Source organism: Kosakonia beeri (assembly GCF_054165705.1).
The window spans coordinates 1,093,501-1,118,772 of record NZ_CM135106.1 but is presented as its reverse complement, the minus strand read 5'-3'; the positions used below and the strand labels follow the sequence as shown (position 1 = coordinate 1,118,772).

The 25,272-nt window shown below is 54.8% G+C and carries 26 protein-coding genes and 5 tRNA genes; 13 read left to right on the top strand and 18 right to left on the bottom strand.

All coding sequences use genetic code 11. The features are described 5' to 3' along the window. Nucleotides 1-37 precede the first annotated feature (37 nt). The 8 genes from ACUY4S_RS05490 to ACUY4S_RS05455 all read left to right on the top strand — a co-directional run bounded on the left by ACUY4S_RS05490 (nt 38) and on the right by ACUY4S_RS05455 (nt 7,989). Nucleotides 38-1,222 (top strand): MFS transporter, encoded by a 1,185-nt coding sequence (locus ACUY4S_RS05490; protein WP_458023200.1) that lies wholly within the window; start codon nt 38-40, stop codon nt 1,220-1,222. Nucleotides 1,223-1,381: 159 nt separating this feature from the next. Next, nucleotides 1,382-2,092: an AzlC family ABC transporter permease gene (locus ACUY4S_RS05485; RefSeq protein ID WP_312692026.1), complete on the top strand. Its 711-nt coding sequence runs from the start codon at nt 1,382-1,384 to the stop codon at nt 2,090-2,092. Then, nucleotides 2,082-2,417, top strand: a complete 336-nt coding sequence (gene ygaH / locus ACUY4S_RS05480; RefSeq protein ID WP_312692023.1) for an L-valine transporter subunit YgaH — start codon at nt 2,082-2,084, stop codon at nt 2,415-2,417. Before ACUY4S_RS05485 ends, ygaH begins: the two co-directional genes overlap by 11 nt. Nucleotides 2,418-2,507: 90 nt before the next feature. Continuing rightward, the gene (mprA, locus tag ACUY4S_RS05475) at nt 2,508-3,038 is read left to right on the top strand and encodes a transcriptional repressor MprA (RefSeq protein ID WP_312692020.1); all 531 of its coding nucleotides are present in this window, start codon (nt 2,508-2,510) and stop codon (nt 3,036-3,038) included. Between the two features lie 129 nt (nt 3,039-3,167). Further along, nucleotides 3,168-4,340: a multidrug efflux MFS transporter periplasmic adaptor subunit EmrA gene (gene emrA / locus ACUY4S_RS05470; protein ID WP_458023199.1), complete on the top strand. Its 1,173-nt coding sequence runs from the start codon at nt 3,168-3,170 to the stop codon at nt 4,338-4,340. A gap of 15 nt (nt 4,341-4,355) precedes the next feature. Beyond that, a complete protein-coding gene (gene emrB, locus ACUY4S_RS05465; RefSeq protein WP_312692014.1) occupies nt 4,356-5,891 on the top strand; it encodes a multidrug efflux MFS transporter permease subunit EmrB in 1,536 nt (511 codons plus the stop codon). A gap of 281 nt (nt 5,892-6,172) precedes the next feature. After that, a complete protein-coding gene (locus ACUY4S_RS05460; RefSeq protein WP_458023198.1) occupies nt 6,173-6,877 on the top strand; it encodes an RNA ligase family protein in 705 nt (234 codons plus the stop codon). Beyond that, nucleotides 6,874-7,989 (top strand): AAA family ATPase, encoded by a 1,116-nt coding sequence (locus tag ACUY4S_RS05455; RefSeq protein WP_312692008.1) that lies wholly within the window; start codon nt 6,874-6,876, stop codon nt 7,987-7,989. The genes ACUY4S_RS05460 and ACUY4S_RS05455 overlap by 4 nt, the downstream gene beginning before the upstream one ends. Before the next feature lie 40 nt (nt 7,990-8,029). Here ACUY4S_RS05455 and luxS read toward each other — a convergent pair whose 3' ends face one another. The 18 genes from luxS to mltB form a co-directional block, all read right to left on the bottom strand. Then, a complete protein-coding gene (gene luxS / locus ACUY4S_RS05450; RefSeq protein ID WP_312692006.1) occupies nt 8,030-8,545 on the bottom strand; it encodes an S-ribosylhomocysteine lyase in 516 nt (171 codons plus the stop codon). Nucleotides 8,546-8,698: 153 nt separating this feature from the next. After that, nucleotides 8,699-10,243, bottom strand: a complete 1,545-nt coding sequence (gshA, locus tag ACUY4S_RS05445) for a glutamate--cysteine ligase (protein ID WP_458024253.1) — start codon at nt 10,241-10,243, stop codon at nt 8,699-8,701. 80 nt (nt 10,244-10,323) lie between these two features. Continuing rightward, nucleotides 10,324-10,752 carry a YqaA family protein gene (locus ACUY4S_RS05440; protein WP_312692000.1) on the bottom strand — a complete coding sequence of 143 codons (429 nt, stop codon included), beginning with the start codon at nt 10,750-10,752 and terminating at the stop codon, nt 10,324-10,326. Next, nucleotides 10,749-11,315, bottom strand: a complete 567-nt coding sequence (gene yqaB, locus ACUY4S_RS05435; RefSeq protein WP_458023608.1) for a fructose-1-phosphate/6-phosphogluconate phosphatase — start codon at nt 11,313-11,315, stop codon at nt 10,749-10,751. Before yqaB ends, ACUY4S_RS05440 begins: the two co-directional genes overlap by 4 nt. Before the next feature lie 241 nt (nt 11,316-11,556). After that, a tRNA-Arg gene (locus ACUY4S_RS05430) sits at nt 11,557-11,633 on the bottom strand. Between the two features lie 52 nt (nt 11,634-11,685). Next, nucleotides 11,686-11,762 (bottom strand) — tRNA-Arg (locus tag ACUY4S_RS05425). Between the two features lie 52 nt (nt 11,763-11,814). Then, nucleotides 11,815-11,891: transfer RNA gene (locus ACUY4S_RS05420), tRNA-Arg, on the bottom strand. 53 nt (nt 11,892-11,944) lie between these two features. Next, nucleotides 11,945-12,021, bottom strand: a tRNA-Arg gene (locus tag ACUY4S_RS05415). A gap of 4 nt (nt 12,022-12,025) precedes the next feature. Next, nucleotides 12,026-12,118 (bottom strand) — tRNA-Ser (locus ACUY4S_RS05410). A 337-nt stretch (nt 12,119-12,455) separates the two neighbouring features. Then, nucleotides 12,456-12,641: a carbon storage regulator CsrA gene (csrA, locus tag ACUY4S_RS05405; RefSeq protein ID WP_007370562.1), complete on the bottom strand. Its 186-nt coding sequence runs from the start codon at nt 12,639-12,641 to the stop codon at nt 12,456-12,458. 238 nt (nt 12,642-12,879) lie between these two features. Further along, nucleotides 12,880-15,510 carry an alanine--tRNA ligase gene (alaS, locus tag ACUY4S_RS05400; RefSeq protein WP_458022087.1) on the bottom strand — a complete coding sequence of 877 codons (2,631 nt, stop codon included), beginning with the start codon at nt 15,508-15,510 and terminating at the stop codon, nt 12,880-12,882. A 131-nt stretch (nt 15,511-15,641) separates the two neighbouring features. Continuing rightward, on the bottom strand, nt 15,642-16,142 hold the full coding sequence (recX, locus tag ACUY4S_RS05395) for a recombination regulator RecX (RefSeq protein WP_312691365.1): 501 nt from the start codon (nt 16,140-16,142) through the stop codon (nt 15,642-15,644). 68 nt (nt 16,143-16,210) lie between these two features. Next, nucleotides 16,211-17,275: a recombinase RecA gene (recA, locus tag ACUY4S_RS05390; protein WP_312691364.1), complete on the bottom strand. Its 1,065-nt coding sequence runs from the start codon at nt 17,273-17,275 to the stop codon at nt 16,211-16,213. A gap of 90 nt (nt 17,276-17,365) precedes the next feature. Beyond that, nucleotides 17,366-17,863, bottom strand: a complete 498-nt coding sequence (gene pncC, locus ACUY4S_RS05385; RefSeq protein WP_312691363.1) for a nicotinamide-nucleotide amidase — start codon at nt 17,861-17,863, stop codon at nt 17,366-17,368. 185 nt (nt 17,864-18,048) lie between these two features. After that, nucleotides 18,049-18,927, bottom strand: a complete 879-nt coding sequence (locus tag ACUY4S_RS05380; protein ID WP_312691374.1) for a metal ABC transporter substrate-binding protein — start codon at nt 18,925-18,927, stop codon at nt 18,049-18,051. Between the two features lie 12 nt (nt 18,928-18,939). Continuing rightward, a complete protein-coding gene (locus ACUY4S_RS05375) occupies nt 18,940-19,803 on the bottom strand; it encodes a metal ABC transporter permease (RefSeq protein ID WP_312691362.1) in 864 nt (287 codons plus the stop codon). Beyond that, nucleotides 19,800-20,474, bottom strand: coding sequence for a metal ABC transporter ATP-binding protein (locus ACUY4S_RS05370; protein ID WP_458022088.1), 675 nt, complete (start codon nt 20,472-20,474; stop codon nt 19,800-19,802). The genes ACUY4S_RS05375 and ACUY4S_RS05370 overlap by 4 nt, the downstream gene beginning before the upstream one ends. 225 nt (nt 20,475-20,699) lie before the next feature. After that, on the bottom strand, nt 20,700-21,785 hold the full coding sequence (mltB, locus tag ACUY4S_RS05365; protein ID WP_458022089.1) for a lytic murein transglycosylase B: 1,086 nt from the start codon (nt 21,783-21,785) through the stop codon (nt 20,700-20,702). A 269-nt stretch (nt 21,786-22,054) separates the two neighbouring features. On the opposite strand from mltB, the gene srlA reads away from it, so the two are divergent. The 5 genes from srlA to gutM all read left to right on the top strand — a co-directional run bounded on the left by srlA (nt 22,055) and on the right by gutM (nt 25,209). Continuing rightward, entirely contained in the window at nt 22,055-22,615 is a 561-nt protein-coding gene (srlA, locus tag ACUY4S_RS05360) for a PTS glucitol/sorbitol transporter subunit IIC (protein WP_312691359.1), read from the top strand. Further along, nucleotides 22,612-23,571, top strand: a complete 960-nt coding sequence (srlE, locus tag ACUY4S_RS05355) for a PTS glucitol/sorbitol transporter subunit IIB (RefSeq protein WP_312691358.1) — start codon at nt 22,612-22,614, stop codon at nt 23,569-23,571. Before srlA ends, srlE begins: the two co-directional genes overlap by 4 nt. 10 nt (nt 23,572-23,581) lie before the next feature. Beyond that, nucleotides 23,582-23,944, top strand: coding sequence for a PTS glucitol/sorbitol transporter subunit IIA (gene srlB, locus ACUY4S_RS05350; RefSeq protein WP_312691357.1), 363 nt, complete (start codon nt 23,582-23,584; stop codon nt 23,942-23,944). Nucleotides 23,945-23,961: 17 nt separating this feature from the next. Then, on the top strand, nt 23,962-24,741 hold the full coding sequence (srlD, locus tag ACUY4S_RS05345) for a sorbitol-6-phosphate dehydrogenase (protein WP_312691356.1): 780 nt from the start codon (nt 23,962-23,964) through the stop codon (nt 24,739-24,741). A 111-nt stretch (nt 24,742-24,852) separates the two neighbouring features. Then, nucleotides 24,853-25,209 (top strand): transcriptional regulator GutM, encoded by a 357-nt coding sequence (gene gutM, locus ACUY4S_RS05340; RefSeq protein WP_458022090.1) that lies wholly within the window; start codon nt 24,853-24,855, stop codon nt 25,207-25,209. Nucleotides 25,210-25,272 lie beyond the last annotated feature (63 nt).

The following is a 25,272-nucleotide window of genomic DNA, read 5'->3' as shown; positions in this document are numbered from 1 at the left end:
GCTTCTGACAAAAATACTGAGCAGACTCATTATTCCAATGACCAAACCACATCATGGCTTGAGCCCGGCGCTGATTGCGCTGATGTCCGTCGCGACCGGCCTCGCGGTCGCCAGCAACTATTACGCGCAACCGCTGCTTGAAACTATCGCCCGCGCCTTTTCGCTTTCACCGAATCAGGCGGGCTTTATTGTTACCGCCGCACAGCTGGGCTACGCCGCAGGGTTGTTGTTCCTGGTGCCGCTGGGCGATATGTTCGAACGTCGAACCCTGATTGTTGTGATGACGCTGCTGTCCGCTGGCGGCATGCTGATCACCGCCAGCAGTAGCACGCTGCCGCTGATGATCCTCGGTACCGCGCTGACCGGGTTATTCTCCGTCGTCGCGCAAATCCTGGTGCCGCTGGCTGCTACGCTTGCCACACCGGCCACGCGCGGCAAAGTGGTCGGCACTATTATGAGCGGCCTGCTGCTGGGAATTTTACTGGCGCGTACCGTCGCGGGTTTACTGGCAAGCCTCGGCGGCTGGCGTACCGTGTATTGGGTCGCCAGCGTCCTGATGGCACTGATGGCGCTGGCGCTGTGGCGCGGCCTGCCGAAAGTTAAACCGGAGACGCACCTGAACTATCCACAGTTGCTGGCCTCCGTATTTACCCTCTTCGCCGGTGACAAGCTGCTGCGCACGCGTGCCATGCTGGGCTGTCTGAGTTTTGCCAACTTCAGCATCCTGTGGACGTCAATGGCCTTTTTGCTGGCCTCGCCACCCTTTAACTTTTCTGAAGCGGTGATCGGTCTGTTTGGCCTGGTTGGCGCGGCCGGCGCGCTCGGCGCACGCCAGGCTGGTGGACTGGCCGACAAAGGCAAATCTCACCTCACCACCACCGGAGGGCTGATTCTGTTGCTGCTGTCGTGGGTCGCTATCTGGCTTGGCCACAGTTCGGTTATCGCATTAATTGTGGGCATTATCGTACTGGATCTCACTGTGCAGGGGGTACATATCACCAACCAGACGGTGATCTACCGTGTGAAGCCAGATGCGCGTAATCGCCTGACCGCAGGCTACATGACCAGTTACTTTATTGGCGGCGCGGCGGGTTCGCTGATGTCGGCATGGGCCTGGCAGCAGGCTGGCTGGGCGGGTGTGTGCACCGCGGGCAGTACGATGGCGGTCATTAACTTGCTGGTGTGGTGGCGAGGATTCCACCGCCAGGAGGCGGCGATGTAATCAACCGCCCACGTTTCGCGGTTTCAGAGAAAAACCGGGGTGTAAAGGTGTCCTTTAGTCTGTTAAGGTTAAGGGACTTGTTTATCCCGGTTATATTAACGTGGGTGATATATAACAAACACTATGGATAGTTCAGCAACACCGACAGACGCCAGTGCCATGAATAGGGCTACGCTGCAGGAAGGCATCAAAGACAGTCTGCCGATCGTATTAAGTTACGTTCCTGTGGCGTTTGCTTTTGGAATGAATGCGACCAAGCTCGGTTTTACTCCCTTCGAAAGCGTTTTTTTCTCCTGCATTATTTATGCAGGCGCCAGTCAGTTTGTGATCACTACCATGCTTGCTGCCGGTAGCGCCTTGTGGGTTGCCGCATTCACCGTCATGGCGATGGATGTGCGCCATGTTCTTTACGGCCCTTCACTGCGTAACCGTATTTTGCAGCCGTTGAAAAACCCAAAAACCGCCATCTGGGCCTTTGGCCTGACCGATGAAGTGTTTGCAGCCGCGACCGCCAAACTGGTGCGTGATAACCGCCGCTGGAGCGAGAACTGGATGATCGGCATTGCCTTCTGCTCATGGTTCTCATGGGTGGCGGGTACGCTGCTTGGCGCCTTTTCCGGTAGCGGGTTGCTGGAACACTACCCGGCGGTGGAATCGGCCCTCGGCTTTATGCTGCCCGCCCTGTTTATGAGTTTTTTACTGGCGTCGTTCCAGCGCCGGCAGACACTCAGCGTCACGGCGGCGCTGGTGGGCGCGCTGGGCGGCGTCACGCTGTTTTCTATTCCTGCGGCGATCCTGGCTGGCATCGTGGCCGGGTGCCTGACGGCGCTGGTGCAGGCGTTTTATCAAGGTACGCCCGATGAGTCATGAAGTAGTGTTTCTCGGGGTGCTGGTAGGCTGCGTCAATTTTCTTTTTCGCTATCTTCCCCTGCGTGTCCGCGCCGGGCAGGCACGCCCTGCTAAACGCGGTTATACCGCGGTCCTGCTCGACACGATTGGTATCGCCTCTATTTGTGCGTTACTGGTGGTCTCCTGTGTACCGGAGATTGCCGCCGACAGCCGCCGTCTGTTACCAACACTGGCCGGTTTTGTGGTGCTGGGCGTCAGTTTCTGGAAGACGCGCAGCATTATTGTTCCCACGTTACTCAGCGCATTCGCTTACGGAATCGCCTGGAAGCTACTGACAAGTGTATAGATAAGGCAAATTTATTAGCACAAATAATACATTTACTTTATTTGTCACTGTCGTTACTATATCGACTGCAATTAATGAGGTTATGCCCAAATGGATAGTTCTTTTACGCCCATTGAACAAATGCTTAAATTTCGCGCCAGCCGCTACGAGGATTTCCCCTTCCAGGAAATTCTGTTAACGCGTCTGTGTATGCATATGCAGGGCAAGTTGCTGGAAAACCGCAACAAAATGCTAAAAGCGCAGGGCATCAACGAAACGCTGTTTATGGCGTTAATCACGCTGGAATCCCAGGAAAACCACAGTATTCAGCCCTCTGAGCTGAGCAGTGCGCTGGGTTCATCGCGCACCAATGCCACGCGTATCGCCGATGAGCTGGAAAAACGCGGCTGGATTGAGCGCCGCGAAAGCGATAATGATCGTCGCTGTCTGCATCTGCAATTGACCGAAAAAGGTCACGAATTTCTGCGTCAGGTTCTGCCCCCGCAGCACAACTGCCTGCATCAACTCTGGTCTTCGCTAAGCGTTGCCGAGAAAGATCAGCTTGAGCATATCACCCGTAAACTCCTGTCGCGTCTCGACCAGATGGACGAAGACGACGTCATTCTCGAGGCGTTGCGCTAACGCGAAAAGACGCTCGACTATCCAGGATAAAAGCATTCAGACAAGTGGGCTGGCAGATTTCATGCTGGCCTTTTTGGCAAAAACAGGTCGGCGTTGCCGATAAGAAATAATAAGATCGTGGAGAAAAGCATGAGCGTAAGTGCGGAGAGTCAAACCCCGCAGCAACCGGTCAAAAAGAAAGGCAAACGTAAAGGCGCCCTTCTGCTGCTGACCTTGCTCTTTGTTGTTATTGCCGTTGCATATGGAATTTATTGGTTTTTGGTACTGCGTCATTTTGAAGAGACCGACGACGCATACGTGGCAGGGAACCAGGTACAAATCATGGCGCAGGTATCCGGTAGCGTGACGAAAGTCTGGGCCGATAATACCGATTTCGTTAAGCAAGGGGATGTGTTGGTCACGCTGGATGCAACCGATGCTCAGCAGGCGTTTGAAAAAGCGCAGACCGGCCTTGCAACCAGCGTCCGTCAGACACGTCAGTCAATGATCAACAGCAAACAATTGCAGGCGACCATTGAAGTGAAAAAAACCGCCCTCGCCCAGGCGCAGAGCGACTTCAACCGCCGTGTACCGCTGGGTAGCGCTAACCTGATTGGCCGCGAAGAGCTGCAGCATGCGCGCGATGCGGTCACCAGCGCGCAGGCCGAGCTGGATGTCGCAGTACAGCAATTTAATGCAAACCAGGCGATCGTGCTGGATACCCGTCTGGAAGATCAACCTGCCGTCAAACAGGCCGCCACAGAAGTGCGCAATAGCTGGCTGGCACTGCAACGCACCAAAATCGTTAGCCCGATTACCGGTTATGTGTCGCGCCGTGCGGTTCAACCAGGCGCACAGATCAGCCCGACCACCTCGCTGATGGCAGTCGTTCCGGCCACCAATCTGTGGGTCGATGCCAACTTTAAAGAGACGCAGCTGGCGCATATGCGCATTGGCCAGACCGCGACGGTGGTCAGCGACATTTACGGCGATGAAGTGAAATACAGCGGTAAGGTTGTTGGCCTGGATATGGGTACCGGCAGCGCCTTCTCGCTGCTGCCTGCCCAGAACGCGACCGGTAACTGGATTAAAGTGGTGCAACGTTTGCCAGTGCGTATTGAGCTGGATGCGAAGCAACTGGCCGATCATCCACTGCGTATTGGTCTTTCTACGCTGGTAACGGTGGATACGTCCGAGCGTGACGGCCAGGTGCTGGCAAGCCAGGTTCGTACCAGCCCGGCGTATGAAAGTAACGCGCGGGAAATCAGCCTTGAGCCGGTCAATACCCTGATCGATAACATCGTGAAAGCCAACGCCGGTTAATCTGAGGTGAGTGCAATGCAACAGAAACCGCTGGAAGGCGCGCAGCTGGTCATTATGACCATTGCGCTGTCGCTCGCGACCTTCATGCAGGTGCTGGACTCCACCATCGCTAACGTTGCTATTCCAACGATCGCCGGGAACCTTGGCTCTTCGCTGAGCCAGGGAACCTGGGTTATTACCTCTTTCGGGGTGGCGAACGCCATTTCCATCCCTATCACCGGCTGGCTGGCAAAGCGCGTGGGTGAGGTGAAACTGTTCCTCTGGTCAACCGTGGCCTTTGCCATTGCGTCCTGGGCATGTGGCATGTCGAGCAGCCTGAGTATGCTGATCTTCTTCCGCGTGATTCAGGGGATTGTTGCCGGGCCGCTGATCCCGCTGTCGCAAAGTCTGTTGCTGAGTAATTACCCGCCAGCCAAACGTTCTATTGCGCTGGCGTTATGGTCGATGACTGTGATTGTGGCCCCCATTTGCGGGCCGATCCTTGGCGGCTATATCAGTGATAACTACCACTGGGGCTGGATCTTCTTTATCAACGTGCCAATCGGCATTGTCGTGGTATTGATGACCCTGCAAAGCCTGCGTGGCCGTGAAACCCGTACCGAGCAACGGCGCATTGATGGCGTGGGCCTTGCGCTGTTGGTGATTGGCATTGGTAGTCTGCAAGTGATGCTCGATCAGGGGAAAGAGCTGGACTGGTTTAACTCTACGGAGATCATCGTCCTGACGATTGTCGCCGTGGTGTCCATCAGTTTTCTGGTGGTGTGGGAGCTCACCGACGATAACCCAATTGTCGACTTGTCACTCTTTAAGTCGCGCAACTTTACCATCGGCTGTTTGTGTATCAGCCTCGCCTATATGCTCTACTTTGGCGCCATTGTGTTGTTGCCACAGTTATTGCAGGAGGTTTACGGCTACACAGCAACCTGGGCGGGGCTGGCATCGGCGCCTGTCGGGGTGATCCCGGTGCTGCTGTCGCCGATTATCGGCCGCTTTGCCCACAAACTGGATATGCGCCGACTGGTGACCTTCAGCTTTATTATGTACGCAGTGTGCTTCTACTGGCGTGCGTACACGTTTGAGCCGGGCATGGATTTTGGCGCTTCAGCGTGGCCGCAGTTTATTCAGGGTTTTGCCGTAGCGTGCTTCTTTATGCCGCTGACTACCATTACCTTGTCTGGCCTGCCGCCGGAGCGTCTGGCCGCTGCGTCCAGCCTGTCGAACTTTGCGCGTACGCTGGCTGGCTCTATCGGCACATCGATTACCACTACCCTGTGGACTAACCGCGAGTCAATGCATCACGCCCAGCTAACGGAGTCGGTGAATCCGTACAACCCGAACTCGCAGGAGATTTATAATCAGCTGCAAGGCCTGGGTATGTCGCAGCAGCAGTCTTCTGCCTGGATAGCTCAGCAGATCACCAACCAGGGACTGATTATTTCCGCCAATGAGATCTTCTGGTTCTCTGCCGGCGTATTCCTGATCCTGCTCGGTCTGGTGTGGTTCGCTAAACCACCGTTTGGCGCGGGCGGTGGCGGAGGTGGGGCGCATTAAGCGCCACCTGCCGGCATAACGGTTGCAAAAAGGGATCTGCGGATCCCTTTTTTCCCACAATTTTTGGTGGTTGTTTTGTCGCCATCCTGCGTGTATCTTTACGCCGCTTCGATTTTCCCCCTTCACCCGTAACCGGTTCTGGGCATTTCGCTCAGGTGTTCTCCCTTATTCGCCGTTCACCCTCTTTTCGCGGGTGTGTGTTTCACCAACCCTCTTTTAACGCATTTAACCCTTAACGCCCTGTGGGCGAACATTTATTACACAAAAAATAATGGATTATCATGAATACGCAACGAAAGTACGGGAGAACCTGGCACTATCCGTTCTCCCCTGGCACGACCAGCGATGATCGTATCAACGCCCATTACTGGCGTGATGTGCAGTGCATCGACACGCTCGTGCACACTGAAAAACTGGACGGCGAAAATAACTGCCTTAACCGCTATGGTGTGTTTGCCCGTTCTCATGCCGCACCAACCGAATCGGCGTGGACCCATAAAATCCGCCAGCGCTGGCAGTGGCTCAAAAATGACCTTGGCGACCTGGAACTGTTCGGCGAAAACCTTTATGCCGTTCACTCCATCGAATACCGCGGGCTGGAGCAGGATTTCTTCCTGTTTGCCGTGCGCTGCAAAGATATGTGGCTGAGCTGGGAAGAAGTGCAATTTTACGCGGCTTTGTTTGACTTCCCCTGCGTTCCGGTGATTGACGGCCCGCAACCGGGCCACGACGAAAAAGCCTGGCAGCGCGAATTTCTGGCGCTCACTACCGGGCGTGGCGCATTCGATCCCTGGGATACCCAGACCGGGCAACCCTGCACGCTGGAGGGGATCGTCAGTCGTAATACCGGGGAATTTCCGGTTGAGGATTTTTCTCATCAGGTTTTTAAATTTGTGCGGAAAAATCACGTCAAGACAACAGAGCACTGGAAACGTCACTGGCGGCGGGCACGCATGGCGCATGAATTTGCAGGAGGCGCACAATGATTTGGCAACTGAGCGATGACAAGCGCTGGACTGCGCTGCGCCAGCGTTTTAGCTGGGTAGAGGAGATGCACCAGGTGCCGCAGGATCCCTTGCATCATGCTGAAGGCGATGTGGGCATCCACACCCAGATGGTGCTCGACGCACTGGCAGCACAGCCTGGCTACTCGCGGCTTGCGCCCCAACAGCAGGAAATAATGTGGGCCGCAGCGCTGCTTCACGATGTTGAAAAGCGCAGCACTACCGTGCAGGACGAAGATGGACGCATTCAGTCGCCAGGCCATGCGCGTAAAGGCGAATTAACAGCGAGAAAAATTTTATGGCGTGATATTCCGACGCCTTTCACCCTGCGGGAACAGATTGCCGCTCTGGTGCGCCTGCACGGCTTACCGCTTTGGTTGCTGGAACGCCCGGCACCAGAACGGTTGCTGCTGAGCGCCGCTCTGCGTATTGATACCCGCTTACTGGCGCTTCTGGCACGGGCCGATATGGAAGGACGCCATTGCGCAGATAAGCAGGAGATGCTTGACCGCATCACGCTGTTTGAACTGTTCTGCCAGGAGCAACAGTGCTGGGGACAGGCGCGCCCTTTCGCTTCGAACGCGGCACGTTGGCACTATTTGACGCATGAAAACAGTTCGCCGGATTTTACCCCCTGGGAGGCCGAAGGCTTTGACGTTACGCTGCTTAGCGCCCTGCCGGGTATGGGGAAAGATCACTACGTCCGCGAGCACTGCCAGGGAATGGCGGTGGTGAGTCTGGATGATATTCGCAGACGCATCGGCGTTAGTCCGCAGGATCGTCAGGCTACGGGCCGGGTCGTCCAACTGGCCAAAGAAGAGGCTCGCGTGCTGCTTCGCCAGAAAATACCGTTTGTCTGGAACGCGACTAACATCACGCGCCAGCTGCGCGGCCAGTTGACTGGCCTGTTCAGCGCTTATGGCGCACGGGTCAAAATTGTCTATCTGGAGGTGCCGTGGCAGCAGTGGAAACAGCAGAATGCGAACCGCCAGCATGCAGTGCCGGAAGCGGCAATAGAACGGATGGCGGCAAAACTTGAAGTGCCGCAGCCAGATGAGGCCCACTGCGTGGAATATCGCGTGGTCGATCTCTGAGAGTAAACCGCCTCACAAGAGGCGGTTTACGGCAACACAACTAGATGTGCAGTTCCTGCAGTTTTTCTTTCGGCAGGGCCAGCTCTTCGTTACTGTTGACGCGAACATCGCGGTCAAGAATATGACGGGCGATGTCCTGCGCTTCGTCCAGCGAGTGCATGGTGTAAGTCCCGCACTGATAAACGTTCAGTTCCGGGATCTGGTTCTGCTCTTTGACCTTCAGCACATCGGCCATCGCGGCTTTCCATGCATCGGCGACGCGTTGTTCATCCGGCGTACCAATCAGGCTCATATAGAAACCCGTACGGCAGCCCATCGGGGAGATGTCGATAATCTCAACACCGTTGCCGTTCAGGTGGTTGCGCATAAAACCGGCGAACAGATGCTCAAGCGTGTGAATGCCTTTTTCCGGCATCACTTCTTTATTCGGTACGCAGAAACGCAGGTCGAATACGGTGATGGTGTCGCCATGCGGGGTGTCCATAGTTTTTGCAACACGGACTGCAGGCGCTTCCATACGGGTATGATCGACAGTGAAGCTATCCAACAATGGCATTTAGTCACCTCCGATAGTGATTTTTTTTAAAATAAAATGAACTCTTTTTTCCCGTGCGAGTCTGAGTATATGAAAGACGCGCATTTGTTATCATCATCCCTGATTTTCAGAGATGAAATTTTGGCCACAGAGATGTGGCCTTTTTCTTTTGTGTCAGGCGTGTCGCGCCAGAAGCGCCTCGAATGACTCTGTATCCCCGGCTTCCACTTCCTGCTGACGCAGCAGCGACGCTTCACACTCGGCGATAAAATCTTCATCACGCAAAATTTCCAGCGGCTCATTGCACAGCTGAGCACGATATTGCTCGCCCAGCGCTTTGCCGGTACCACCAATCCCATTATCAATCATAGAGCGCAAAATTCGCGCCGAGAACGTTAATTCCGGATCGTCGAAACTGGCAACCAACTGGTCACATACTTTTTCGTACTCATTACCACCGTACACGCCATCCAGCGTTTGTGCGACACGTTTCAGATCGCGGAACAGATCTTTGCCGACCTGGGCAAGCGGGAACTGCGCAGTTTCACACCCAATGCCCAGCGTCAGGCCAGGTCTGCGCCCTTCCAGAATGACGCGATTCCAGTTGGTACGGGTACACAGGAGTTCATCACTGCTCATTTGCGGCGCGTCGGCCATCGCGCACCAGACCATAAACAGATCGAGGAAGCGAACTTGCTGTTCATCAACGCCGATCGCGGTGAACGGGTTAATGTCGAGCGAACGCACTTCGATATATTCAATACCGCCGCGCAACAGCGCATCTGACGGGGTTTCACCGCTGCGGGTAACGCGTTTCGGACGGATCGGCGCATAAAGTTCGTTTTCGATCTGCAGCACATTCGTGTTAATTTGCAGATACTTACCCTCTTTCTGCAGACCGATTTTGGCATATTCTTCTGAGGGCGTTTTAATTGCCGCCTTCAGCGCCACGACGTAATCCTGCAGGTTATTGAAGGTGATGCCCAGGTTGCTCTGCGATTTATTGGTATAACCGAGATCGCTCAGACGCAGCGAGGTAGCATATGGCAGGTAATACATACCATTCTGCGTTTTCTCAAAGGGCAGCGTGGTCGGCTTCCCTTGCAGGAAGGACGAGCAAATTGCCGGAGAAGCGCCAAACAGGTACGGGATCACCCAGCCAAAACGGTAATAGTTACGGATCAGGCGGAAATAGCCTTCCGAAACCGAGTCTTTATCCGTGCTGCCATTACGCGCTTCCCAGAATGCCATCGGCAACGAGAAGTTATAATGCACGCCAGAGATGGTTTGCATCAGCGCGCCATAGCGGTTTTTCAGCCCTTCACGGTACAGGGTTTTCAGACGACCGATATTCGAGGAGCCATACTGCGCCAGTTCTATCTCCTGCCCCTCTTTGATATAGCACGGCATACTCAACGGCCACATCCGCTCGTCGCCAATCTGGCGGGCTGTGTAGCGGTGAATATCACGCATGATCGTCAGCATATGGTCGATATCGCCCTCCACCGGAGTGATAAACTCCAGCAGAGCTTCGGCAAAATCAGTAGTGATCCATTTATGGGTTAAAGCAGAACCTAGCGCTGCCGCATGGCCAGTCGTCGCCAGTGAGCCATCCGCATTTACGCGCAGCGTTTCACGCTCAAGACCACGTTGGATCCCCTTCAGAACCTGAGGATGTTTTTCCAGCCAGGACAACGCCTGTGATACGTCCGGGATCAAATTGACCTCCCGCCTGTAATAATCATTTTATTAAGCATAATTGTAATGGTTGACGATTAAAGGTCACTCACTCAGTCCAATTAGTGCCACCACGTCATACCCTGAAGCGTTACGAGGGCGATAGCCACATAGCGCAACGCTTTCCCAAGGCACAGAAAAATCACTACTGGCCCCCATGGAAGGCGCATCCATCCCGCCAGAAGGCACAGTATGTCGCCTATAACAGGCGCCCAGCTCAGTAACAGTGCCAGCGCACCGTAACGTTTAAGCCAGTGGGTCGCTTTTTCCTGCCAGCGCGAAGTTTTACGCTGCGGGAAGAAACGCCCAAGAATAACGTTAGTCAGCCCTCCAAGGCTATTACCCATTGTTGCTATTACAACAAGAAGCCAGGGCTGGCTAACGTGAGAAAGCAGCATCGCAACCAGCACCACTTCCGAATTACCAGGGAGTAGCGTGGCGCTAAGAAAACTGCTGGCAAACAGTGAAAAGAGCGACAGCGTGTCACTCACAGTAAGCGTACATCCACGGCGTCCATACCGGCAGCGTTCGCCGCCTGGATACCCAAATCAGCATCTTCAAACACCACACACTGCCGGGGTTCAACGCCCATTTTTTGCGCGCACAGCAGGAACGTGTCCGGTGCGGGTTTGTGATTTTTGACATGATCGGCAGCCACGACGGCCTCGAAGTAGTGCCGTAGCCCCAGGTGCGCCAGCAACGCTTCGGCAATCGCGCTCTCGCTGCCAGTGCCTACAGACAAAGGGCGACGCCCGTACCACTCTTTAACCACGTCGATAAGCGGTAAAGGACGCACAGAATCCAGCAGCATGGCTTTTACCGCTGCTGTTTTCTCTTGCGCAAGAAGATGAGGATCAAGATCGCCCTGATTGGCAGCAATAATTGATTGAGCAATACGCCAGGTCGGCGAGCCATTCAGCCCGATCATCGCCTGTTCGTCAAAGTGCATGCCATAACGCGCCAGTACTTCACGCCAGGCTTTACGATGAGTGGGTTCAGTATCCAGGATGGTGCCATCCATATCAAAAATCAGCCCCGCATAACGTTCGTACATCTTGCTCTCACAAACTGGATAACAGGTTGTTACTTTAGCGTAAACACCGTTTATTGTCGCTGCCAGTGAGTAATAAGCGAAGGTTTAGTCTTTTATTTGGGAGCGGTATTCAAAGGATGGCGATTTCGGAAAATGGCGCAGTTTTCAGGTTGCGGGCCGTTGCTGAAGCAATGTATCTATTGCATGGTGTCAGCATTAAGAGCGGTTTAATCAGAAAGAAGGCTTTTTATTACGGAGAGAATGGTGCATCCGGGAGGATTCGAACCTCCGACCGCTCGGTTCGTAGCCGAGTACTCTATCCAGCTGAGCTACGGATGCATCGGGATTACTGCTTTGACGATGAAACAGCGCTGAGGCTATCTCTTAGAAATGGTGCATCCGGGAGGATTCGAACCTCCGACCGCTCGGTTCGTAGCCGAGTACTCTATCCAGCTGAGCTACGGATGCATCGGGATTACTGCTTTGACAATAAAACAGCGTTGAGGCTATCTCATTGAAATGGTGCATCCGGGAGGATTCGAACCTCCGACCGCTCGGTTCGTAGCCGAGTACTCTATCCAGCTGAGCTACGGATGCATCAGGATTACTGCTTTGACGATGAAACAGCGCTGAGGCTATCTCATTGAATATGGTGCATCCGGGAGGATTCGAACCTCCGACCGCTCGGTTCGTAGCCGAGTACTCTATCCAGCTGAGCTACGGATGCAAAATGGCGGTGAGGCGGGGATTCGAACCCCGGATGCAGCTTTTGACCGCATACTCCCTTAGCAGGGGAGCGCCTTCAGCCTCTCGGCCACCTCACCACACGCCTCTTTCGAGTGCTTCGAAGAACTTGTTGAGAGCTCATCGTCGCTGCGTGGCGCACATATTACTTTCTGGGACTTATAAGTCAAACACTTTTTCCAGACCCTGAATCGTTTGCACACTTCGCAGGCAATTAGCCGTTAAAAAGGCCAAAAAGGATGTTTTATCAGCAGAATTTCCGCCGTACCGCTAAAGAAAAACAGGTAGCCACAGGCCATCAAAAAAGAGCGATGCGCAAAAATGCAGGATGAGTGAAATAAAAAGGAAATGTCTTCGGGGGACAATCGGGGAGTGAAGTTGCGTCTCGCCGGGATGCAGCGAGACGCGATAATTGCATCAGTAATTCGACTGCTGTGATTTTTCAGCCTGGATACGCTGGTAGATCTCTTCCCGGTGAACGGAAACTTCTTTAGGGGCATTAACGCCGATACGCACCTGGTTACCTTTAACCCCTAATACAGTCACAGTGACCTCATCCCCAATCATGAGGGTTTCACCAACTCGACGAGTCAGAATCAGCATTCTTTGCTCCTTGAAAGATTAAAAGAGTCGGGTCTCTCTGTATCCCGGCATTATCCATCATATAACGCCAAAAAGTAAGCGATGACAAACACCTAATGTGTAAGCAGTCACGGCATTACATTCTGTTAAACCTAAGTTTAGCCGATATACAAAACTTCAACCTGACTTTCTCGTTATCATAGCGTAGTGGCAACAACGCCATAACCGCAAGGTCATGGCGTCTGCTTTCGCTTTGTAATTATGACAGTTTAGCGCTTACCCAGTCTTTAACACTGGCAAGTGCTGCAGGCAGCGCGGCCGCATCGGTACCACCGGCTTGCGCCATGTCCGGGCGACCACCACCTTTGCCCCCAACCTGCTGGGCAACCATTCCAACCAGCTCCCCTGCTTTCACACGGTCGGTTACATCCTTCGACACGCCCGCAATCAGAGAAACTTTGCCTTCCGCCACGGTAGCGAGAACAATCACTGACGCACCCAACTGGTTCTTCAGATCGTCCACCATGGTACGCAGCATCTTCGGTTCGACACCTGCCAGTTCGCTAACCAGTAGCTTAACACCGTTGAGATCGATAGCTTTTCCGGACAGGCTTGCGCTCTCCTGCGCGGCCGCCTGCTCTTTAAGCTGCTGCAATTCTTTTTCCAGCTGACGGGTACGTTCCATGACGGTACGCACTTTGTCGCCGAGATTCTGGCTGTCGCCTTTCAGCAACTGCGCAATATCGTGCAACTGATCGCTCTGTGCATGCAAGCTGGCAATCGCGCCTTCACCGGTCACGGCTTCAATACGACGCACGCCTGCCGCCGTACCTGATTCGGAAACAATGCGGAACAGACCGATATCACCAGTGCGAGCTGCGTGCGTGCCGCCGCACAGTTCGGTAGAGAAGTCGCCCATGCTCAGTACGCGTACACGATCATCATACTTCTCGCCAAATAGCGCCATCGCACCATTGGCCTTCGCTGCTTCCAGATCCATGATATTGGTTTCGATCGGCAGGTTACGACGGATTTGCGCGTTGACCAGATCTTCCACCGCGCGGATTTCCGCAGGTTTCATGGCTTCGAAATGTGAGAAGTCAAAACGCAACGCTTTGTCGTTCACCAACGACCCTTTCTGCGCAACGTGCGTGCCTAATACTTCACGCAGCGCAGCGTGCATCAGGTGAGTGGCAGAGTGGTTAAGGCGGATACGGGCGCGGCGCGCTTCGTCTACTTCGGCTTTCACGCCGTCGCCCACGTTCAGTGAACCGCTAAGCAACTGACCTACATGCCCAATCGCCTGGCCATATTTCTGCGTATCCTGAACGGCAAAAGCAAAGCCGGTGCCTTTGAGTTCGCCTTTATCGCCAACCTGGCCGCCAGACTCGGCATAGAAAGGCGTCTCATTAAGCACCACCACAGCGTTCTGACCGGCAGCAATGGCGTTAACCGGTTTACCATCAACAAACAGCGCAGTGACTTTGCCGTTCAGTTCCAGATGGTCATAACCTTTAAATTCGGAAGCACCATCAACGCGGATCATCGCGTTATAGTCAGCGCCAAAACCGCTGGATTCACGCGCACGGCGGCGCTGTTCTTCCATTGCGGCTTCAAAACCGGCCTCGTCAACCTTGATATTGCGCTCACGACAAACGTCCGCCGTCAGGTCAACCGGGAAACCATAAGTGTCGTACAGACGGAAAGCGGTTTCGCCATCCAGCGTATCCCCTTGCAGTTTCGCCAGTTCTTCGTCCAGCAGCGCCAGACCGCGTTCCAGCGTACGGGCAAATTGCTCTTCTTCAGTTTTCAGAACTTGTTCAACCTGCGCCTGTTGACGTTGCAGATCTTCACCGGCAGAACCCATTACCGCAATCAGCGGGCCAACCAGTTTATAGAAGAAGGTGTCCTTCGCGCCCAGCATGTTGCCATGGCGAATGGCGCGACGAATGATGCGGCGCAGCACGTAGCCGCGGTTTTCGTTCGACGGGATCACCCCATCAGCAATCAGAAATGCGCAGGAGCGGATATGGTCCGCAATCACACGCAGTGATTTGTTGCTCAGATCGGTTGCGCCCGTTACCCCGGCCACGGCCTTAATCAGGTTCGCAAACAGATCGATTTCATAGTTGGAATTCACATGTTGCAGAACCGCCGCAACACGCTCCAGACCCATACCGGTATCCACAGACGGTTTCGGCAACGGCTCCATGGTGCCATCGGCCTGGCGGTTGAACTGCATAAAGACGATGTTCCAGATTTCGATGTAACGGTCGCCGTCTTCTTCCGGGCTGCCCGGAGGACCACCCCAAATGTGATCGCCATGATCGTAGAAAATCTCGGTGCACGGACCGCACGGCCCGGTATCACCCATCTGCCAGAAGTTGTCAGACGCATACGCTGCGCCTTTGTTATCACCAATGCGAATAATACGTTCGCGCGGGATACCCACTTCTTTTTCCCAGATTTCGTAGGCTTCGTCGTCCGTTTCGTACACCGTTACCCACAGACGTTCTTTCGGCAGGTTGAACCAGTTTTCACCGGTTAACAGTTCCCATGCGTATTGAATGGCATCATGTTTGAAGTAATCGCCGAAACTGAAGTTGCCCAGCATTTCAAAGAAGGTGTGATGACGTGCGGTGTAACCGACGTTTTCCAGGTCATTGTGTTTACCGCCTGCACGAACGCAACGTTGTGCAGTGGTAGCGCGGGAATAATTACGTTTGTCGAGCCCAAGGAATACGTCCTTGAACTGGTTCATCCCGGCGTTGGTAAACAGCAAAGTCGGGTCGTTATTCGGCACCAGGGAGCTGCTGGCAACTACCTGATGTCCCTTGCTATGGAAAAAGTCGAGAAACGCCTGACGGATCTCAGCGGTGCTCTTGCTCATAATTATCCTGAAATCAAGCTAACGAAATGTGGTAACTGACCGTAGCCGTTTGCCCGGCAAACGCGCCAGCTACTGGAAAAAGTGGGAATAAGATAAGTTTTCTTTACTACGAAGTAAAATCCCGTATGCGCTCAGTCGGCAAAATTTCGCCATATTTCCTGAATATCTTCCTGCAGAAAGCCGCGATAGAGCAAAAAGCGTTGCACTTTTATTTTGGCGACGAATTCCGTGGGTAGCGGTTCGCCATATTTCCGCACGGCCTGTTCTCGCGCGCTGACGGCCCAGTCGATCTCGCATTCATAGAGGGCGTTTTCCCCCATTTGCCGCGGTATGCCTTTTTGGTTTAATTCCTGGCGGATACGCGCTGGCCCATAACCTTTCCGGGCGCGGCTGGCAATGAACTGACGGGCAAAACGCGCATCGTCAAGAAAGTTATGCTGCTGGCACCACTCCACCACTTCGTCGATCTCTTCTGGCGTGGTGTCCAGCGCCTCAGGGCCATTTTTGGTCATGACTGGCGCGGTCAGTTTCCGCCGGAACTCCTGCTCGCTATGGTCGCGCATGGCCAGAATCCGCATCGCGCGATCGCGCAAGCGTGCAATGGAGGAGCGTCGGGGAGCATTATCAGACATGACAAAATCCTGTAACCGTAAAAAAACAAAAGGGCTGCATCAGCAGCCCTTGATTGAGATTCACATTATCAGAAATCTTCGTTGGTTTCTTCAACGTCCTCGCCGTTGTCACCCACAGTAAATTCCGCTGCGGAGTTCTGATTACTGAGCAGAATTTCACGCAGTTTCTTCTCGATTTCTTTCGCAGCCGCCGGGTTCTCTTTCAGCCAGGTCGTTGCGTTTGCTTTACCCTGGCCAATCTTGTCGCCGTTGTAGCTGTACCAGGCGCCCGCTTTCTCAATCAGCTTCTCTTTCACGCCAAGATCAACCAACTCACCGTAGAAGTTGATGCCTTCACCGTAAAGGATCTGGAACTCAGCCTGTTTAAACGGCGCCGCAATTTTGTTTTTCACCACTTTGACACGGGTTTCGCTGCCGACGACGTTATCGCCCTCTTTCACCGCGCCAATACGGCGAATATCCAGACGTACAGAAGCATAGAATTTCAGCGCGTTACCACCGGTAGTGGTTTCCGGGTTCCCGAACATCACACCAATTTTCATACGGATCTGGTTGATGAAGATAAGCAGCGTGTTGGACTGCTTCAGGTTACCCGCCAGCTTACGCATCGCCTGGCTCATCATACGTGCCGCGAGACCCATATGAGAGTCGCCGATTTCGCCTTCGATTTCCGCTTTCGGCGTCAGCGCCGCAACGGAGTCGACAACCAGCACATCAACCGCACCTGAACGCGCCAGCGCGTCACAAATTTCCAGCGCCTGCTCACCGGTGTCCGGCTGAGAACACAGCAGGTTATCGATATCTACGCCCAGTTTACGAGCATAAACCGGGTCGAGGGCGTGTTCAGCATCGATAAACGCACAGGTTTTGCCTTCGCGCTGTGCTGCAGCAATGACCTGTAGCGTCAACGTGGTTTTACCGGATGATTCAGGCCCATAGATTTCGACGATACGCCCCATCGGCAAACCGCCAGCACCCAGTGCAATATCCAGAGAGAGCGAGCCGGTAGAGATGGTTTCCACATCCATAGAACGGTCTTCACCCAGACGCATGATGGAGCCTTTACCGAATTGCTTTTCGATCTGACCCAGTGCAGCTGCAAGCGCCTTTTGTTTGTTTTCGTCGATAGCCATTATTACTCCTGTCATGCAGAGTGAAGCGCGTTACGCTTCGCTGTGAATTACTGTTTTGTTGCCGCAATTATACTGTATGGTCATACAGTATCAAGTGTTTTGTAGAAAATGTTGCCACAGGGTTTGCAACGCATAAGCCGTGGCCTGTCGGCGCACGGCTTCCCGGTCCCCCAGGAAACATTCACGCCGGGTAATGCCCTCGCCCCAAGCACTGGCAAAACCAAACCAGACAGTGCCGACCGGTTTTTCCGCGCTGCCGCCATCCGGCCCGGCAATACCGCTTACCGATATTGCGTAATCGGCGCATGCCGCTTTCAGTGCGCCAATTGCCATCTCTATTACTACCGGCTCACTCACCGCGCCGTGCGCGTCCAGCGTGGCAGGCTCAACGCCTATCATTTGCGATTTGGCTTCATTACTGTAGGTGACGAATCCGCGTTCAAACCAGGCGGAGCTGCCTGCAATATCCGTAATCGCTTTGGCTATCCACCCGCCAGTGCAGGATTCTGCGGTCGTCAACGTCGCACCACGCGCTTTTAACGCCTGTCCAACGCGTTCGCTCAGTTGGGTTAATTCACTGTCCGTCATACTGGCTCCCATGCGCCAAAAAACCGTGGCGGAAAAGATACCACTTTCAGCACAGAGATGGGGATGGGTGAACAAATTTACGAGGACGCTTCAGAAAAAGTGGAATTATGTGGCTGATTCGGTAAGCCGGATGGCGACAGCGCCGGGTAATGATCCCAACGCTGTCGCCATCCGGTCATACGAGGTTATTGCATGCTGCTTGCGATGGTTTCAACGTTATGATGGAACGCTTTCTGGTAAGTATCAGCCACTCCCCCCTTCGCACTCAGCGCTTCCGGGTAGAGTTCCCCGCCAGGCTGCGCACCGGTGGCGCTGGCAATCTGTTTCACCAGTCGTGGGTCCAGTTGGTTTTCCATAAACCATACTTTTACGCCATCGGCTTTGATCTGTTTAATCAGCGTGGCCACCTGCGCGGCGCTGGCTTCGCTTTCAGAAGAAAGGCCCTGCGGCGCCATAAATTCAACATGATAAGCACGGGCAAAGTAGCCAAAGGCGTCATGGCTGGTCAGCACTTTACGTTTGGCCTGCGGGATGGCGCTGAAGCGTTCTTTGGCCCAGCTATCCATCTCTTTTAGCGCGGCAATATAACGCTGGCCGGAGGCATTTAAAGCCGCTTCATCCGCCGGATCGACTTTGATTAATGCGGCGAGGATATTTTGCGCATACTGCGCACCGTTGGCGGCGCTGTTCCAGGCATGCGGATCGGTTACCGTCGCGCCGTCCTCTTCGAGCGTGTGGGTTTCAACACCGTTCGATGCCACCACAATCTGGCCTTTAAAGCCGGAGGCTTTAACCAGTCGGTCCAGCCAGCCCTCAAGCCCCAGACCATTGACCACCACCACATCGGCTTTGTTAAGCATGGCGCTGTCTTTTGCCGACGGCTCGAAAGTATGCGGATCGCCATTCGGCCCAACCAGCGTCGTGACGTGCACGTGCTCGCCCCCGACCTGCTGCGTCATATCACCGAGAATGGAAAAGCTGGCGACCACGTTAATTGTTTTAGCCATTACGCCCTGTGACATTAAGCCCAGCGCGAGTGCCAGAATTACCCCTGTACGTTTCATCATGTCCCCTTGCTACGTTAAAAGCGCTCGCAGGCTGTGCGCCAGCCCGCTACGCGTACCGAATAAAATCGAAAAAAAGAAGGTGATGCTGGCGGTAAGCACAATGGCTGGCCCCGCAGGTAAGCCAGCCGTCCAGGAGAGGCTTAACCCCAGCCAGGCGCAGAGTGCGCCAATGCCGGCCGCCAGTAATAACAGCCCCGGCAAGGTGCGCGCCCAGCAACGGGCTGCCACGGCGGGCAACATCATGACCCCAACGGCCATCAGCGTGCCAAGCACCTGGAAACCCGCCACCAGGTTGAGCACCAGCAACGCCAGAAATAACCCATGAAACAGCCCGGGCACCCGGGGGGCATTGACCTGCAAAAAAGCACTGTCAAAAGCTTCACTCACCAGCCCGCGATACCCCAGCGCCAGTATCACTACCGTCAGACTGGAAACCCCAGCAACAAAGAGCGCCGCATCGTTATCTACCGCCAGAATGGATCCAAACAGCAGATGGAGCAGATCGACACTGGAGCCGCGTAACGACACCAGCGTCACGCCCAGCGCCAGCGATCCGAGGTAAAAACCGGCAAAACTGGCATCCTCTTTGAGGGGCGTGCGGCGGCTTACCCAACCGGCCACCAGCGCCACGGCGATCCCAGCGATAAAACCGCCGATGCTCATTGCCAGTAACGACATACCGTTCAGCAAAAAACCCACCGCCACACCGGGCAGAATGGCGTGCGACAGCGCATCTCCCATCAGGCTCATTCGCCGCAATAGCAGAAAGACGCCCAGCGCCGTGGTACTAACAGAGAGTGCCAGACACACCACCAGCGCACGGCGCATAAAACCAAACTCAATAAAAGGCTGGAAAAAGAGGTGCCAGATCATGCGCGGCATTCCTCCGGCGGCAACACCTGTGCGGGTGTTTCCCCCCATTGCGCCCGCTGTTCGTCAAGGCGCAACGTCTGAGGGAAATAACGCGTGACGCGTTCACTGTCGTGCAGTACCGCCAGAATGGTTTGCCCGCTTTGGTGCATGTCGACAATCAGCTCCATCAGCACATGCGAAGTCACTTCATCAATACCGGTAAAAGGTTCATCAAGCATCACCAGCGGCGCATTTTGCACCCAGATGCGGGCAAACAGCATGCGCTGAAACTGCCCGCCGGAAAGGGTGTCGATGGTTTCTTGCGCCATCGTCGACAAACCCACGCGCTCCAGCCCCTGCGCCACACGCTGGCGGGCATCACGGCTCAGACCGCGAAACAGCGAAAAGCGCGGCCAGCACCCCATGCAAACAACATCCTGCACGGTAACCGGAAATTGCGACTCCAGAGCGTGGCGCTGGGCAAGCCAGCCCACCACCGGGCGGTGCGAAGGCCAGCGTATTACGCCGCTTACCGGCGGTAAAAAACCGGCCAGCGTTTTCAATAGCGTTGACTTACCGCAGCCATTCGCGCCGACAATCGCGGTCATGCTGCCGCGCGCCACGCTGCCGCACAATGCCGGTGTGATCGCCAGCCGATCATAGCCCGCGACCAGGTGATCCAGTTCAATCATGGCAGCGCTACCGCCCAGCAAGTCAGCAGCCAGAGCACCAGCACTAACCCGGCTGCCAGCAGCAACCGGGCGACGCCAGAAAGGGAGAACAGCGTTACGGGAATCATTCACACACCTCATATGTTATAACATAACAATAATCAGAAGTGATAATGATGTAAACGACAAGACGAAACGGGAGTGCGTCGAAATGTTTCAATCCCCTCCCGCGGGAGGGGACGTGGATCAGCGAACGCGCGCCAGCGCTACAGCCTGGCCAAGCTGCCAGACTGCCATCGCGTAGTGCGTGCTGTGGTTATAGCGGGTGATCGTGAAGAAGTTCGGCAAGCCGTACCAGTACTCATACCCGGTGCCGACATCCAGCCGCAGCAGGCTGGCCTGTTGATGATCGCCCAGCGGCTGCTGCGGTGTTAACCCGGCCGCCGCCAGTTGCCCGATGCTGTAATTGGTTTTAAAGCCATTTTCCAGCCCCGGCGCCTGGCCGTTAGCCGGTACGGCAACCACATCGCCTTTCACCCAACCGTGTTGTTTGAAATAGTTAGCAACGCTGCCGATGGCATCCACCGGATCCCACAAGTTGATGTGACCGTCGCCGTTGAAATCCACCGCAAACTGCTTATAGGAAGACGGCATAAACTGGCCGTACCCCATTGCTCCGGCGAAGGAACCTTTCAGATCCAGCGGATCGTCACTTTCGTCACGCGCCATCAGCAGGAAGGTTTCCAGCTCGCCCGCAAAATAGTCGGCACGGCGCGGATAATCGAACGCCAGCGTTGCCAGCCCGTCAAGAATGCGGGTTTTGCCCATCACGCGGCCCCAGCGTGTCTCCACGCCAATAATGCCGACGATGATCTCCGGCGGCACGCCGTACACCATCCATGCGCGGTTCAGCGCATCTTCGTACTGATTCCAGAAAGCAACGCCATTCTGCACATTATCCGGGGTAATAAACTGCTTGCGATAACGCAACCAGGCACCATTCGGCCCGGTTGGCCCGGCACTGGTCGGTGCCTGTTTGTCCATCAGGCGCAGCACATAGTCCAGACGTTTGGCCTGCGAAAGAATTTCATGCAATTGCTGACGGTCAAAACCGTGCTTGCTGACCATTCGGTCGATAAAGCGCTCCGCCGCGGGGTTATTGGCGAAATCCCCCCCCGCCATCACCACATTATGCTGTGGTGCCAGCAGGAACCCACCGGATGGCGCGGCGGGTGTGGCAGTCTGCGGGGTTTCAGCAAGCGGGGGTTTACTACTACAGGCACAGAGCACAACAAACGCAGGCAGTAACACTGCGTAATAACGCTTCAACATGGGGCATCCATTAAACGAATTCAGCCAGGAGCAAGTATGGTAAAGCATCTGGCTACCGACAAGGAAGCGCCGCAACACGGCCCCGCACGATCATTTTTCGTTTGTTCACCCTTTCTTTCGCGTGCATTTAAACCTTGCTCATTCAAAAAACTTTCACAATGATCATTTTTTCTTTCATAACGAGATCTAAATAACACATTTTTAGCTTTCATCATGATTATCATAGTGCACAGTTAAACCACAAAACGATAACCCTACAGGAGAGAACAATGGAGACCATTACACATGGCGCCGAATGGTTCATCGGGCTGTTTCAGAAAGGCGGCGAAGTTTTTACCGGGATGGTGACCGGTATTCTGCCGCTACTGATAAGCCTGTTGGTGATCATGAACGCGCTGATAAATTTTATTGGCCAGCACCGTATTGAAAGATTCGCCCAGCGCTGCGCAGGTAATCCCGTTGCCCGTTATCTGCTGCTGCCTTGTGTCGGCACCTTTGTTTTTTGCAACCCGATGACCCTCAGCCTCGGGCGCTTTATGCCAGAAAAGTACAAACCCAGTTATTACGCCGCAGCCTCTTATAGCTGCCACTCTATGAATGGGTTGTTTCCCCATATCAATCCCGGCGAATTATTTGTCTACCTCGGCATTGCCAACGGTCTTACCACGCTCGGCCTGCCGCTTGGTCCGCTGGCGATCAGCTATCTGCTGGTCGGCCTGGTCACCAACTTCTTCCGTGGCTGGGTGACCGACCTGACGACCGCCATTTTCGAGAAAAAAATGGGCATTCAGCTTGAACAAAACGTCCGACTCGCCGGAGCAACATCATGAGCAATATCGTTATTGAAAAAGGCACTGGCGGCTGGGGCGGCCCGCTGCAACTCGAGGCCAGTACCAGTAAAAAAATCGTCTATATCACTGCAGGTACCCGCCCGGCTATCGTCGACAAGCTGGCGCAACTGACCGGCTGGCAAGCGGTGGATGGCTTTAAAGAAGGTGAACCGCCGGAAGAGGAGATTGGCGTCGCGGTCATTGATTGCGGCGGAACGCTGCGCTGCGGCATCTACCCAAAACGCCGTATTCCAACCATCAATATCCACGCCACCGGCAAGTCCGGGCCGCTGGCGCAGTACATTGTGGAAGATATCTATGTCTCTGGCGTAAAAGAGGAAAACATCTTCCTGCAGGGGGAATCGTCAACGGCAAAACAGCCGCAGCCGCGCGATTACGACACCAGCAAAAAAATCACCGAGCAGAGCGACGGCCTGCTGGCAAAAGTCGGCATGGGCATGGGATCAGCCGTCGCAGTGCTGTTTCAGGCCGGACGCGACACCATCGATACCGTACTGAAAACCATCCTGCCTTTTATGGCCTTCGTCTCGGCGCTGATCGGCATCATTATGGCCTCTGGACTGGGCGACTGGATTGCCCACGGTCTTGCGCCGCTTGCCAGTCATCCGCTCGGGCTGGTCACGCTGGCGCTGATTTGCTCCTTCCCGCTGCTGTCGCCCTTTCTCGGCCCTGGCGCCGTTATCGCTCAGGTGATCGGCGTACTGATTGGCGTGCAAATCGGCCAGGGGCACATTCCGCCGCACCTTGCTCTGCCCGCCCTGTTTGCGATTAATGCCCAGGCCGCCTGCGACTTTATTCCGGTCGGTCTGTCGCTGGCTGAAGCCCGCCAGGAAACGGTACGCGTTGGCGTCCCTTCGGTGCTCGTCAGTCGCTTTTTAACCGGTGCGCCTACCGTGCTGATTGCCTGGTTCGTGTCGGGTTTCATTTACCAATAAGAGGTGTGCGATGAGTGTCATTTACCAGACCACCATTACCCATATCGGCGGCTGCGCGCAGGATGCGCTCAGCGACAACATGCTGATTACGTTTCGTGAAGGCGCACCTGCCGACGTGGCGGAGTTCTGCTTTATCCATAACCACGGCGAGTTGTCCGGTGCGCTGCGCCCTGGCGCGGAGTTACTGCTGGGCGAACAGCGCTATCCGGTCACCGCTGTCGGCGAGGTTGCCGAACTTAATCTGCGCGAACTGGGCCACATTACGCTGCGGTTCGACGGGCAAACACAGGCGGAATACCCCGGCACAGTACATGTCGACGGCCCGACACCGGCCGGCGTCGCCCCAGGTTGCATTTTGAAATTTGTTGCTTAAGAGGTAAGGAGAATCATATGAAACAGGTTGCCGTAGTCATTGGCGGAGGACAAACTCTTGGGGCGTTCCTGAGCCGTGGGCTTGCCGCAGAAGGGTACCGCGTCGCGGTAGTGGATATTCAGAGTGATAAAGCGGCGAATGTCGCGCAGGGAATCAACAGCGAGTTTGGCGAAGGTACTGCCTACGGCTTTGGCGCCGATGCCACCAGCGAACAGAGCGTACTGGCGCTGGCACGCGGCGTCGATGAAATCTTCGGCCGCGCCGATCTGCTGGTCTACAGCGCTGGCATCGCTAAGGCAGCGTTTATTAGCGACTTTGCCCTCGGGGACTTCGACCGCTCATTGCAGGTCAATCTGGTGGGCTATTTCCTGTGCGCGAGGGAATTCGCCAGGCTGATGATCCGCGACGGTATCCAGGGGCGCATTATCCAAATCAATTCGAAGTCGGGCAAAGTGGGCAGCAAACACAACTCCGGTTACAGCGCCGCCAAGTTCGGCGGCGTAGGGTTGACGCAGTCGCTGGCGCTGGATCTGGCAGAGTATGGCATTACCGTCCACTCGCTGATGCTCGGCAACTTGTTGAAATCGCCTATGTTCCAGTCATTGATCCCGCAATACGCCAGCAAACTCGGCATTGCTGCAGACGAAGTAGAGCAGTACTACATCGACAAAGTGCCGTTGAAACGTGGCTGCGACTACCAGGATGTGCTGAACGTATTGATGTTCTACGCCAGCAGTAAAGCGTCTTACTGCACTGGCCAGTCCATCAATGTGACCGGCGGCCAGGTGATGTTCTGACGCATCCCCCTCCGGCGACATCACGGGCAAATGCTGGTGGCGCTTTTTATATCTGGCCTGCCACTGCGTGCAGGCCGGGTTATACGTCCTGAAAAGGAGAAGGAGAAAGTTATGGTTCCCGCACTGATCACCGTTGCTGCTATCGCCTGGCTCAGCCAGTTTGCGCTGGGCGGCTGGCAAATCCGTCAGTTTAACCATGCGTTCGATGCGCTTTGCCTGCGCGGGCGCGTAGGGGTCGGGCGCTCAGGTGGGCGCTTTAAACCCCGCACGGTGCTGGCGCTGGCTTTTGATAAGCAGGACTGCGTCAGCGACACGCTGCTGATGCGCGGCATCACTGTTTTTGCCCGTCCGGCAAAAATCAATCACTTAATCGGCTTAAAAAGAGAGGAATTAAACCCTGATGTGATCTTTCCCCATGATCCTGGCTGTCGGAATGCTCTATCATTAGCGCTTAAAATGAAACATTGATAATTTCGTTGTGAACGCTATTAGCTTGCGAAATTATCATTTCGCAACGTAACGCAGGATATC